Raw genomic sequence first — 13,573 nt, 5'->3', positions numbered from 1 at the left:
CTTTCATAATGAAGGAATATAAGCTTTTATTTCTTTAAAATGTTGTATGGATAGTGAAAAATATATTCTTTTTTGTATGTAATTTTATCAGTTAATATTCTATCATTAAAATAATCCAATAGAAAAAGAAAATTCAGAATTTACCAAAGGGAGGAACCTGCATTGACCTTTACGAAAATCCCGGTTCGACAAAACATCGAAAGCATTAGCCCATATGTTTCCGGCAAGCCAATTGAAGAAGTGCAACGTGAACTTGGTCTCGAAACGATCGTTAAATTGGCATCCAATGAGAATCCATTCGGCTGCTCAACTCTAGCAAAAGAAGCCATGATTACTGAAATGGAGCAAACCTCCTTTTATCCTGAAGGTATGGCACCTGCATTAGCTGAAAAGTTGGCAAGGAAAATGAATATCAATAAAGATCATATCATTTTAGGCAATGGATCTGATGAAGTGATTCGTTTGTTAACACGAACCTATATCCAACAAAATGATGAAGTCATCATGGCTGATGTGACATTTCCACGATATGAAACGAATGTATTGATTGACGGCGGCACACCTGTAAAGATACCTCTTATTAATGGGGTACATGACCTGAAGGGGATGTATGATGCCATAACAGAAAATACAAGAATGATATTTGTCTGTAATCCCAATAATCCGACAGGAACAATCGTTCAAAAAGAAACGTTACGCTCTTTTATCGAGAAGGTGCCGAAACATATTTTACTGATCGTTGATGAAGCATACTATGAATATGTCGATGATGCAGAGTATTTAGAAACCTTGCCACTTTTAAATATGCATTCAAATCTGGTCATCTTACGCACTTTTTCAAAGATTTATGGACTGGCTGCATTAAGGATTGGATACGGTTTAATGGATGCTTCCATCATACAGGAGCTAGTTAAAGTGAAGGAACCCTTCAATACCAATCGTTTAGCACAGGCTGCGGCATTCGCTTCCCTCGACGACCATCCATTCGTTGAGAAATGTGTTCGTAAGAATGGGGAAGGAAGAAGATATTTAGAAAACGAACTAAGCAAGATGGGATTAACATTCTTCCCTTCACATGCCAACTTCTTGATGGTTAAATTGAATCAGCCTGGCAGGGACATTTTTGAGAAGTTATTAATTCAAGGTGTCATCATCCGTTCCGGTCATTTGCTAGGCTATGAAAATACTATCCGCGTGACCATCGGCACCCCACTTGAAAACAAGAGGTTCATATCCTCCTTACAACATATAATCAATGAAACGTCAGGTACATGAACGTTCGAAGTGAAGTTGCAGTATATCGATGATTATTAATGAAAGATACGACATGGAGCCTTTGCACATGTCGTATCTTTTCCGTAATTTATTTAGCAATATCCTTTTCTATTATCGTTGTCTCCTGTTCATCCCCACTTTTAAATTTAAAAATGGAAATCGAGATTAATGCAGCCAACACAATCAGGCAAGCAATGATACTGATCCGATTCTGTTCACTGAAAACGAACGATATACAAATGATGCTTAAGGTGATTACAGCAAACAAGGTTACATATGGAAATCCCCACACTTTAAAACTCGGGGCTTTGGGATACGAATTGCGAAGTTTTAGCTGCGCTAAACAGATGCTGATCCATACAAGGGATACAACAAAACCTGGAAACGCCATTAATAAAGTAAATGCCTTGTCCTGTGCAACGAAAGTAACCATGGAGCCGACGACCAATACAAAAGCACTTAATATCAAACTATACAAAGGAACGCCATTTTTTGATACATAAGAGAACGACTTGGGAGCTTCCCCTTCTGCAGCCAAAGAATGCAGCATGCGGGTACACCCATATATTCCTGAGTTTGCGGCAGATAAGACGGCCGTAATCAAAATGAAATTCATGATATGTGCAGATCCCTGAAAACCGGACATTGATAAAACTTGTACAAACGGACTTGCCTGGTCGCTAATTTCGTTCCAAGGAATCAAACCGCAGATTACAAGTATCGGTAAGGTGAAAAATAATACGACTCTCCAAATATAGTTTTTAATGACCTTCGGTAAAATGCGTTCCGCATCCTTTGCTTCTGTTACCGTCACCCCTATTAACTCTGAACCGCCATAGGAGAACATGACAATCAGTAATGCCGAAAAGATGGACATCCACCCATTTGGGAAAAACCCTCCATGCCCGGTGAAGTTTTGTAGATAACTAGATTCCCCGGTTGGGATGACTCCAAATAAAATACAGGCTCCCAATATGATGAATACGATGATCATTGTAATTTTAATGCCAGCAAACCAAAATTCGAATTCACCATAATTTTTGACATTCATCATGTTAATCCCAATGATGAAAGCCGTACACCCTAAACTTAATATCCATAGCGGGATTGCTGGGAGCCAATACTGCAAGAAGCTTCCTGCCACCACTACCTCAATGACACAGACAGATAGCCACATGAAACAATACATCCAGCCTATTATGAATGAAAAGCGGTTACCGAATGCTTTCCGAACGAAACCTTTCATATTCGTATTTGGATAAACAATTGCCATTTCCGCTATAGCACCCATGACTATAAGCAGTAATAATCCTGCAAAAATATAAGTGAATATGACTCCTGGCCCTGCTAACGATATGGTTTCGGCACTTCCTTTAAAAATGCCAGTACCTATCGCCCCTCCCATTGCCATCATGCTAATATGCCGCGGCAATAATTTCTTTTGCAGTGACCCACCATTTGATTCCATTACATCTGCCTCCTTCTTTCCATAATTTTTCCGTATAAAAAATCAAACCCATTTCAATCGTTGAATGGCGAATAGATAAGTTATCTCATCAACCGTTTTGGTTTTGGAGTGGAAGGATGCAAAGCCTTCTTGAAAAATCTTTTCATACTTCACCAAAGTAAAAGATATCAATATGTTGTTAGTTTTACAAGAGGAATCATCGCAGGCCTATTAAGGATCCTATCTAGTCAAACGCCGGGTCAAATTTTGGAAATGGCGTGAATTTGCTGATAGCCTTGCCTTTTGGAGACCAATGAGAGGTTTTTGACTCCATTAAATCAAACACTCTAATCGGGGACTACTTTGGTAATCCCCATGACTTTACCTTTTCCTATTTATTTACGATGTGAATCGCATGTCCCAAAACTGCCTCAGCCGCTTCCATCCACCCCTCAGTCAAAGTTGGATGTGGATGCATGATCAGGGCTATATCTTCGACCCTAGCCGCCATCTCAAGGGCAAGGACCCCTTCACCTATAAGGTTGGACGCATCAGCACCTACCATATGCATTCCGAGCAATATGTGGCTATCGGCATCCACGATCACTTCAGCAAATCCTTCTGTTTCATCCGTTGCAAGCGCCCTTCCATTGGCACTGAACGGAAATTTGCCGATTTTGACGCTGTATCCCTGTTGTTCAGCTTCTTCACGGTTTAAACCAACACCAGCTATCTGTGGATCCGAGAAGATTACATAGGGAACATTAGGTGTGTCAACGGCACTTGGCAATCCCCCTATCACTTCAGCTGCCACCACTCCCTGTTTGGACGCTCGATGCGCAAGAGCCGGACCAGGTGTAGTGTCACCGATGGCAAAGATGTGCGGCACATTTGTACGACATTCCATATCCACTTCTATATGGCCCTTTTCACCAACTGTAACTCCAGCCCGATTCAGGCCGATTTCTTCAGTGTTAGGTATCCTGCCAATTGTAACCAAGGCCTTTTCACTCACGACCAATTCCGTCCCTTTTTCATCTGAGGATACATGAAGGTGCACATGGCCATCTACTACACTCGCCTTTTCCACCCTCGTGGATGTTTTGATATTCACCCCAAGCTTCTTGGCATTCCGGGTGACTTCCTTTACAAGGTTTTCAGCAATTTGGGGGAGGATGCGATTGGCCATTTCAATGATGGTCACTTTAGTACCCAGCTTTGCAAATGCCATACCCAATTCGATTCCGATATATCCACCGCCAATGATCGACAAGCTTGATGGAACTTCCTGCAGCTGCAAAGATGATGTTGAATCCAATATATATTCTCCATCGACATTAATGAAGGATGGAATGAAAGGTCTGGACCCCGTCGCAATAATTGCCTGCTCAAACTTGTAGGTTTCAAAATCGCCATCGGTTTCAACTCCAATACGGTCATCAGATAAAAAGGCTGCTTGACCTTTAACCACCGTCACTCCATTTTCCTTACACAAATGGGCAATACCTTGCTTCAACTGAGATGTGATGCCCGCTTTCCAATCCTGCCAAACTCCCAAGTCCATAGCGGTTCTTTCCTGGGATAGCCGGATTCCCATTTTCCCTAAATCGTTAAGCCTTTGGTATTGATCAGCTGTGTGAATTAATGCCTTTGAAGGTATACAGCCCCGATTAAGACAAACCCCGCCCAGCTTATCCTTTTCAACCAGCACGACCGATTTTCCTAACTGGCCGAGACGGATAGCCGCAGCATATCCTCCCGGACCTCCTCCAATGATGATAACATCCGTCTCTACAGCAACTTCCCCTACTACCATTTATCTCATCTCCACAACTAAACGAATTGGATTTTCCAGCAATTCCTTGATTCTATTGGTAAAATGCACCGCTGTTACCCCATCAATCAAACGATGATCGAAAGAAAGAGACATATTCATCATTAAACGGATAACACCTTCCAGATCGCGAACGACCATTCGATGTTCCATTTTATGCAAAGCTAGTATGGCAGCTTCCGGATAGTTAATGATCGGGGTCGCGTGCATCCCTCCGATCGGTCCTACATTGCTGATGGTAAATGTACTGCCTGTGATTTGACCAATGCTCAACTTCCCTTCACGGGCTTGGGCTGCCAATTGCCTGATTTCATCAGCCAGTTGGAAAATGGTCTTTTGATCGGCATGTTTTATGACTGGAACTATGAGACCCTCTTCGGTATTCGTCGCAATCCCAATATGATAATAATTCTTCAGGATGATTTCATTGGTCTTTTCATCAATAGAAGCGTTTAATGTTTTGAACTCCTTTAAGGCGATGACAATGGCTTTAACGAAAAATGGCAAAAAAGTCAACTTAATATCCTTATCATCGGAGTACTCTTTTAATTGATTTTTAAATTCCTTCAATCGGTCCATTTCCAATTCATCTACATGGGTTACATGAGGAATGGTCGAAACCGACTTTACCATATGTTCAGCGATTTTTTTTCGAATGCCTTTAAGCGGAATCCGCTCTTCCCACTCATTTTCCACCCCTTTTGCCTGGATGGCATCATTCATCAAGGCCATCTCTTGAACACTCTTGTTATCATGATGTTTGGCATCTTCCATTGTAATCGAGTTATTTTCTTTAAACTGCTTCAGGTCACTTTCGGTAATTCGCCCAGCCGGGCCGGAGCCTTTAACCTTCTCGATATCAACCTTCATTTCCCTCGCCATTTGACGAACGAATGGCGTTGCCAACGCACGCACTCCCTCATGATGCTGCTTAGTCGTAATCTGTTCTGCATTTACTTTTACATCGTCAGATTGCACGACTTGGATTTCTTGGTCAATCTTGCCTTTATCCGGAACTGACACATCGTTCTCTTCCTGAATTGTGAATATAGTGGTTCCCACTTCCACGATATCCCCTTCGGAAAAAAATATTTTCTTGACCACTCCCGCTGCAGGAGCCGTCAATTCCGCATTGACTTTATCCGTTTGCACTTCAACAATGGGTTGGTCCTGTTTTACCGCCTCCCCTTCTTTAATGAGCCATTGAATAATTTCCCCTTCATGCATCCCTTCCCCTACATCAGGAAGTTTAAATTCCATCATGCGTCATCCTCCTTCTCCCTTAATCACAATTAAAATGATAACGTTTCGACAATTCCTTGTTTTACACGGTCAACAGTCGGTAAATAATGATCTTCTATTGTAAACGGCGGAACCGGTACATCAAATCCTGTTACACGCTTAATCGGCGCTTTCAGGTAAATAAGAGCTTCATCATTAATGATGGAGATAATCTCCGCACCTAATCCTGCCGTCTTATGGGCTTCATGGACGATTAATGCACGACCTGTCTTTTTAATGGATTGCACGATCGTATCCCTATCTAAAGGGTATAATGTTCGAAGATCGACCACTTCACACTTCCAGCCTTTTTCTGCTTCAATCTTTTTCGCGGCATTCAATGCCTCCCTTAACATGGCCCCCCATGCATAAATGGTCAGATCGCTCCCCTCCTGAACCACTTTTGCTTTCCCGATTTGTATTCGGTACATTTCGTCGGGAACTTCTTCCTTGAAAGCACGATACAATTTAGTCGGTTCCAAAAAGATCACCGGATCTGGATCTTCGAGGGCTGAAATGAGCAGCCCTTTTGCGTCATATGGATTACTGGGTGCAACCACCTTTAAACCCGGGGTATGGGCAAAGAAGGTTTCGACACTTTCGGAATGAAGTTCTGGGCCCCTGATTCCGGCACCATATGGAGTACGGATTAAAAGGGGCACCCCAAATTGCCCACGGGTACGATACCTCATACGGGCAGCATGGGAAACGAGTTGTTCGAATCCCGGATAAATAAAGGCGAGAAACTGTATCTCTACAATAGGCAGCATTCCGTTAAGGGCTAAACCAATTGCAGAGCCAATGATTCCGGATTCAGCTAATGGCGTATCAATGACTCGATCTTTTCCATACTTCTCATAAAGTCCTTCCGTCGATCGAAAAACCCCGCCATTCACTCCAATATCCTCACCCATGATCATCACGCGATCATCATGACCCAGCATTTGGTCCATCGCTTCCGTAATAGCCTGGAGCATCGTTAAATTTTTGCCCATTATTTCTTCCCGCCTTTCCTTAAGATTTGGTTCAATTCCTGCTTCTGTTCCTTTAAATGCCATGACCCCTCGGCATATACATGGTTAAACATTTCGAGCGGGTCAGATTTTGGATACCCTTCGGCTTTTTGAAGGTGAGCATCAATCAGTTCGTTGAATTGTTTTAACGCCAATTCCTCCTGCTCTTCATTCCAGTGACCCTCTTTATTCAAATACTTTCTAAGACGTGTAATGGGATCCCGGTTTTCCCTCCAGAACGTTGAAATTTCGTCCTGATCGCGATATATGTTCGGATTGTCTGCAGTAGTATGAGCGCCATAACGAAAGGTAATGGCTTCGATTAATGTAGGTCCTTCCCCATTAAGCGCTCTTTCGACAGCTTGCTTTACAGTCAGCCATACTGCGAAAATATCATTTCCATCCACTCGCACCCCATGTATGTCATAAGCGGCAGCCCGCTGGGATATTGTTTTGGATGCCGATTGCTTTTCAAAAGGGACACTGATCGCGTAGCCATTATTTTGGCAGAAAAAGATTGTTGGGGTTTTATAAACGCCAGCAAAATTCAGTGCCTCATGAAAGTCCCCTTCAGATGTCGCTCCATCACCAAAATAAGCAATGCTAACATTCTTTTCGCCTCTAATCTTACTTGCCCAAGCCGTTCCAACGGCATGAACCATTTGAGTGGCAATCGGAACGCTTGGAGGCAATATCCTTTTTCCTTCAGGACAAATTGAGCCATCAAAATGCGCCATCCAGTATAGGAAAACACGGTATAATTCCTGCCCATGAATAATTGCCGCTCCATGGTCACGGTATGTGGGAAACATCCAATCCCCTGCCGACAACGCTAAGGCGCTTCCTACCTGGGATGCTTCCTGTCCTTCAAAAGGTGCATAAGTTCCAATCCTGCCTTGGCGCTGGAGATTAACGGATTTTCGGTCAAACGTTCTGAGCAGGAGCATGCTCTCATACATCTTTAACATAAGTGATTTATCGATTTTTCCATCAATCGTTTCAATGATTTCGCCATCAGGAGTCAATACGCGAAATATTTCCGGTTCAACTTCATTTGAATACGCTTTCATTATTGGGTTTCCCGTCTTTTCCATTTCATTTCTCCCCTTAAGATAGATTTGTTTCGCAAACTTACCAAGGTTTTGAACAGTCATGAAATAACAGCCCAAAATGTATCTATTGGTCTTTATGTCTGTGATTAAATGCTGTTTCATAAACTACATTCCTTATATAAAAGGATAATACATCCATGTTTTTAATAATATGTTAAATAGAATGAATTTTTCACATTTTGCCTTTATTTAGAATATGTTTTCTGATAACACACCTTCATTTTGAAAATGAGAACCTTTAATGGGAAAATTTCATATTGATTATCTACAAAATGGTTCATATGCTTATTCGAATCAAGACCTATCCAAAAAGTCTCCAGCAAAAAAAAAGACCCCTTATATAATAAAGGGGTCTTTTTTTGTACCGGAGACAAACTCGAAGAAAAGCCTGTTCCCTGTCGTATTTTTCTTTAAAAGTGTTACAGTTTTATTTCAGAAATCCGCTCCCTTTCCGCCGACTGTCTGCCAAGCCTCCTCGACGCAAGCGTCTGTGGGGTCTCGGCTAGCCAGTTTTTCGGCAGGAGTGTCGCAAATTTCTTCCATCCATTGAGGGTTTCATTCATGAAATGCAAAAAGACCCGTAATTATATAATGAGTCTCAGTTTGTCTACAAAAAGGAGTTCTATTGATATAATCCCAAACCATTATTTTATAAGTATTGATTGGGGTACTACAAGCACCGGAAATCGCTCCTGCCATAACCAAGATGAAAACCTTACCAACAAGATTAGAAAGATTTATCATTCAAATGTTCCTTTCACGACTGCTTGACCATCTTTGACCATGATCTGCCCCATCGCGATAACACTATTCATTTCTAAAGTTTTTTTCTTCATCATGATGATATCGGCGTCCTTACCTACAGCAAGCTGCCCCTTTGTAGAAAGTTTTAAAATGTTTGCCGGATTTTCCGTCACAACTCGTAGGGCATCGGCAATTGTCACTCCATCCTTGAGGATTGCATCGACAACACAATCATATAAGGACATGCATTTACCAATGTTCAAACCACGCAGGTTACCGTTGCCATCGAAGTCAGGCAGGCTGGCTTGTCCATCTGAAGTTATGGTGATCTGCCCGATTTCAACGCCTTTTTCCAGTGCCATTTTTATTGCTGTACTTGCTTTGACCTCGCCTTCTTCAAGGAACTTCTGGATCGTACTTGTCGTAAAATCGATATAACCCCCTTTTTTTGCATATTCCACACCTGCATTGAATAAATGCGGATTTCGGTTTATATGTGTAGGGTAGAACTGGGTGATTGGTATTTCCGTTGTCTCGACAACTTCTTCAATTACCTGCAAATGATCTAGACTGTCGCCGACATGAATGTTGACGATACCGCTTTTCCCGGACAGCAGGCCTCCATTGCGCGCCTGGGAGGCCAGTTTAGCCAGTTCAGCTGCAGTCGGCTGTGAAGAACGATGATCGGCAATGGCTATTTCGCCAACACCGATAATTTTATCCACAAGAATCAAATCATCTTCGATCTTACCTGTTAACGTCTTGACTGGAACTTGATAGGAACCAGTTTGAACGAAGCAGCTAATTCCCTCTTCTTCAAGCGCTCTCGCTTTAGCAAGCAGTGCTGGCATGGTCCTTGTCGTTCCATCTGTTCCGATGACCCCTACCAATGTCGTTATACCCGCCAAAGTGGCGTCAGTTAATTGGATTTCTGGTGTCCTCGTTTTAAAGCCCCCTTCCCCACCTCCGCCGATAATATGTACGTGAGCATCTATAAAACCCGGAACCACAATTTGACCACTCGCATCAATCACTTCCATTTCAACGAAATTGGCAGGTTTTTCAATCTTATCCTCAATGAAGCCAATTTGCTTTCCTACCAAGAGGATATCTTTTTGGCCCATATATTCCGGACCATAAAGCTCCCCATTTTTAATAAGTGTGAGCAATGTTCGTTCCCCCTCCAATTGAAATTTTCAATTAGGTTTCAAAATCTTTCACTCGGGTAAATATACAATATGACCCGCTAACAATTACATAAAAAAGACAAACATTATTGTTCATTTTAAAAAGTTGTAGCTGAATTGACATCTTGATTATGCTTTTCCAAAAGTATAAAAACAAAAGGAGTTAAACGACATGAATAAAGTGATTTCTTCTGATATTAAAACAAATAAAAGGTTATCCATGCGACAAATCATGAACCTATATCAAGTTACAAAAGAATTTAAAGGGAATATATATTTTATCTGCAACCATAAATTGGTCGATGCCAAGAAACTTTCGACTTTCGTATCCTTTGTGCTCATTCTTCAAGAGTGTGCAACCATGAAAGTCATACTTGAAGGCGAGAATGTACATGCCATGCTTGAAAAAGTACAGGCTATTTGTAAAGAAAATGATGAAAGTTCATTTAGATTCCAATCGAACCAAACCGTTAATATTTAAATGATTCCAACTACGTCATGAAGAGGGTGTATAGAAATGCGAACCATTCTAATGGTGATAGGCGCAATCGTCGTAATCGGCATAATAGCAAATCTCATTTTTTAAGAACGATGAAAGACTGTCAATTATTGACAGTCTTTTTTTGTTGATTTAATTAAGCAAAAGCTTGTTCATTCTCCCGTTCCTGGGGATCACCACGGCAACTTCCAGTCCCTCCATTTATTCAAACCTTCCCGAATTTCATTTCCTTTATCAATCCAATATTGTCTCCTTTGCTCATCGTCTTCTTTTGCCTTTTGCTCAGCTATAAGTGCCTGTTGTTCAGCTATAAGCGGACCGATATCTTGAGCTTTAAAGGATTGGGCAGTTTGATTCTGTAAAGCTTGCGACATTATTTTTTGAAAGATGATTGCACTTCCCTGACTGCTGTGTGTCGTTAGATAATGCTTTTCGTCCGTCTTATCATATCCAGCCCATACAGCACCGACCAGCGAAGGTGAATAACCGATGAACCATTGATCTTTAACCCCTGATATTCCTTCGATGGGAACTTGTGTGGAACCTGTTTTACCTGCTATTTCATAACCGGAAACAGCGGCGTTTTTCGCTGTGCCATATTCCACTGTTCCAAGCAGCATGGAATTCATTTTGGCGACGGCGTCTTCAGAGGTCACTTTGGTGCTTTTCTCTTTCCAGGCGGCTACCTCTTTTCCATCGGCATTTTCTATTCTTATAATGGCATGGGTTTCCATTCTTTCCCCACCGTTGGCGAAAGTTGAAAAGGCTCCTGCCATCTGCAGCGGGGATACACCTTTTTTCATCCCCCCCAAAGCTATCGATAGGTTTCGATCATCTTTTTCATATGGAATTCCAAACCGCTTAAGTGAATCAAGCCCCTTATCGATGCCCATCTCATTCAATAGCCAAACCGTTGGTACATTCAAGGAATTCATCACCGCTTCATACATGGGCACTTCTCCTTTATATTCACCACTAAGGTTTGTTGGCTCATATTCACCGAAGCTCATTTTTTCATCCTTTAAAGGGTCGGTGATGTCGTATCCCTCTTCAACCGCTGGCAAGTATACGACAAGCGGTTTAATGGATGAACCGGGAGATCTTGTCAGCTGGGTTGCCCGGTTATATCCCATGAATTGATGCTTACCTCTCCCACCGACAAGTGCCTTTATGCCTCCCGTTTCAGGATCAAGGAGGACAGACCCGCTTTGAACCAGTTCATCTGCACTCGTTCCCACTGGAAAATTGGCATCATTCGCATAAACGGTTTCTGTAGACTGCTGCATGGATTGGTCCAGTGTCGTGTAAATTTTGTAGCCCTTTGATAGCAAATCCTCAAGCTTAATACCATATTTACTCGATGCTTCGGATAAAACATGATCGACAAAATAAGGATATTTACCTCTTAATGGATCGGTTTCCTTCTCCCCCATAAGAAGTGTCACCGAATCTTTTTTTGCAGCTGCTTCTTCATCTTTCGTCAAATAACCATGTTCCGCCATTCTCGAAAGAACCAAATCACGCCTCTTGACTGCCCCGTCTAAATTCTTGTATGGATCAAGTTTCGATGGTAAGTTAATGACACCCGCCAGCAAAGCTCCCTCGGCAACGGTCAATTCAGAGACCTCTTTGGAAAAATAAATATTTGCGGCCTTTTTGATTCCCCATGCCCCATGGCCAAAATAAACTTGATTCAGGTACATTTCCAGAATTTCATCTTTTGTATATTGATTTTCAACTTCCCGGGCTAGAAAAAACTCTTCTATCTTCCTCTTCAATGTCCGATTCGATTCCAGCATCGTGATTTTCACAAGCTGCTGGGTGAGAGTGCTCCCGCCTTCAACAACACTTCCAGCCTTCGCATTTTTAACCAAAGCCCGCATAATCCCTTGATAATCTATGCCGTGATGTTCATAAAAACGGTGATCCTCAATGGAAACCACTGCTTGTTTCATATGTTCCGGTATTTCTTCTATCGCAACCCCTTCGGATTTATTCGCCGTGATCGTACTGGCAAGATTCCCATCCAGATCATAGATTCCTGTCGGTTGCTGAAGTTTATTTTCAAGATGACTTATATCTGCACCCTGCTTGAAATACAATAGTGAACCGGCGCCTAAAACCACAACCGCCAATATTATAATTAGACCTAATTTCACTAGCCCTTTCATTTGTCCCCCCCATTTTCCCATCTCGACATGTTTCATTAAAAATATTTTACCCTTTTTATTAAAGAAAACTCGCCGATTGAATAAAAGGCGCCCTTTTCTTGTAGCACATACTCGCGAATCTGCATCCTTGCCGATGATATCCCTTCATCGTCTGAGCATGCCAGCTAAATGAAGGACCAGATTTCATCCTACCATTTTAACTATGCTCGTATCTATCCTTTACCCTTAAAAGACAATCTATATACGGATTAAAGGCGTGAAGCCATTTAAAAGCGGGTATAACACTTATAAGGTCTTATAAAGGGGAGAGATGATATTAATGAAAGACTTAAAACATATTGTCGTCGCTTTTGATGGAAATGAAGAGAGTAAGCGGGCCGTGGAATATGGGGCAACATTGAAAAAGGCCTTTCCAAAAGCCGAATTGACCATAGTTCATGTCCTGAATGATAAGGTTGAACAGCGTATCATGGGAGACGCCTCGGCTCCGGGGTTCGTACCTACTGCCGGATTTTATGTGGATCCAGTCCAGACACATCCCGTTATTGAAGTCAATCAGCCAGGACCCCAAAAGGTAAATGACACCCCTTCCCCCGTCGAGAATAGTATTCAGAACGCAGAAAGTAATACGTTGAGATTGTTAAGTGAATGTCAAGTCAGGGGGAAATTCGAACTATTGGAAGGATATGCCCCAGATAGCGTATGTGACTTTGCAGCAAGAACTTCAGCCGATCTTATCGTTGTCGGCAATAGCGCTAAAAGCGGTTTGGAAAAATTCTTTCTTGGCAGTACAAGCAGTTCCATTGCAAAAAACGCACCTTGTTCGGTATTCATTGCAAAATGAAGATTGAGCGGGTTCTCACTGTATGGCTCGAGTAGAGCATTCTCTGAAAAAGGCCGGATCCTTATAGGATCCGGCCTTTTTGTTAAGAGGATTTTTTCAGTCATACATTTGTAGCAAAAAACACCGGAGCGCCAATTGCTGTCCAAAACCACATCCTACACCAGCG

Annotated in this window: 10 protein-coding genes; 3 read left to right on the top strand and 7 right to left on the bottom strand. The window is 42.1% G+C overall.

Going from position 1 to position 13,573, the window contains the following annotated elements:
* Positions 1-162 precede the first annotated feature (162 nt).
* Positions 163-1,275 (top strand): histidinol-phosphate transaminase, encoded by a 1,113-nt coding sequence (gene hisC / locus ACFRAK_RS08175; protein ID WP_394571560.1) that lies wholly within the window; start codon positions 163-165, stop codon positions 1,273-1,275.
* Between the two features lie 88 nt (positions 1,276-1,363).
* Here the strand turns inward: hisC and ACFRAK_RS08170 are convergent, their stop codons facing one another.
* The 6 genes from ACFRAK_RS08170 to iadA all read right to left on the bottom strand — a co-directional run bounded on the left by ACFRAK_RS08170 (position 1,364) and on the right by iadA (position 9,875).
* A complete protein-coding gene (locus ACFRAK_RS08170) occupies positions 1,364-2,743 on the bottom strand; it encodes an amino acid permease (RefSeq protein ID WP_387596545.1) in 1,380 nt (459 codons plus the stop codon).
* 370 nt (positions 2,744-3,113) lie between these two features.
* A complete protein-coding gene (lpdA, locus tag ACFRAK_RS08165) occupies positions 3,114-4,538 on the bottom strand; it encodes a dihydrolipoyl dehydrogenase (RefSeq protein ID WP_387596548.1) in 1,425 nt (474 codons plus the stop codon).
* Entirely contained in the window at positions 4,539-5,819 is a 1,281-nt protein-coding gene (locus ACFRAK_RS08160; protein WP_387596551.1) for a dihydrolipoamide acetyltransferase family protein, read from the bottom strand.
* A gap of 29 nt (positions 5,820-5,848) precedes the next feature.
* Positions 5,849-6,832 carry an alpha-ketoacid dehydrogenase subunit beta gene (locus tag ACFRAK_RS08155; protein ID WP_387596554.1) on the bottom strand — a complete coding sequence of 328 codons (984 nt, stop codon included), beginning with the start codon at positions 6,830-6,832 and terminating at the stop codon, positions 5,849-5,851.
* Complete coding sequence (gene pdhA, locus ACFRAK_RS08150; RefSeq protein ID WP_394571594.1) at positions 6,832-7,920, bottom strand: pyruvate dehydrogenase (acetyl-transferring) E1 component subunit alpha; 1,089 nt, start codon at positions 7,918-7,920, stop codon at positions 6,832-6,834. The genes ACFRAK_RS08155 and pdhA overlap by 1 nt, the downstream gene beginning before the upstream one ends.
* A gap of 782 nt (positions 7,921-8,702) precedes the next feature.
* Entirely contained in the window at positions 8,703-9,875 is a 1,173-nt protein-coding gene (gene iadA / locus ACFRAK_RS08145) for a beta-aspartyl-peptidase (RefSeq protein ID WP_394571558.1), read from the bottom strand.
* A gap of 190 nt (positions 9,876-10,065) precedes the next feature.
* Here iadA and ACFRAK_RS08140 point away from each other — a divergent pair, with 190 nt between their 5' ends.
* Positions 10,066-10,374: a hypothetical protein gene (locus tag ACFRAK_RS08140; protein ID WP_387596560.1), complete on the top strand. Its 309-nt coding sequence runs from the start codon at positions 10,066-10,068 to the stop codon at positions 10,372-10,374.
* A gap of 191 nt (positions 10,375-10,565) precedes the next feature.
* Here ACFRAK_RS08140 and ACFRAK_RS08135 read toward each other — a convergent pair whose 3' ends face one another.
* Positions 10,566-12,563 carry a transglycosylase domain-containing protein gene (locus ACFRAK_RS08135; protein WP_387596563.1) on the bottom strand — a complete coding sequence of 666 codons (1,998 nt, stop codon included), beginning with the start codon at positions 12,561-12,563 and terminating at the stop codon, positions 10,566-10,568.
* Between the two features lie 319 nt (positions 12,564-12,882).
* Between ACFRAK_RS08135 and ACFRAK_RS08130 the strand changes: the two genes are divergently transcribed.
* Positions 12,883-13,407, top strand: coding sequence for a universal stress protein (locus tag ACFRAK_RS08130; RefSeq protein WP_387596565.1), 525 nt, complete (start codon positions 12,883-12,885; stop codon positions 13,405-13,407).
* The last annotated feature ends 166 nt before the right edge of the window (positions 13,408-13,573 follow it).

The sequence above is a fragment of the Peribacillus sp. NPDC056705 genome (assembly GCF_043656335.1).
Note: the sequence above shows the minus strand (reverse complement) of the source record. Positions and strands in the feature narration are given on the sequence as shown.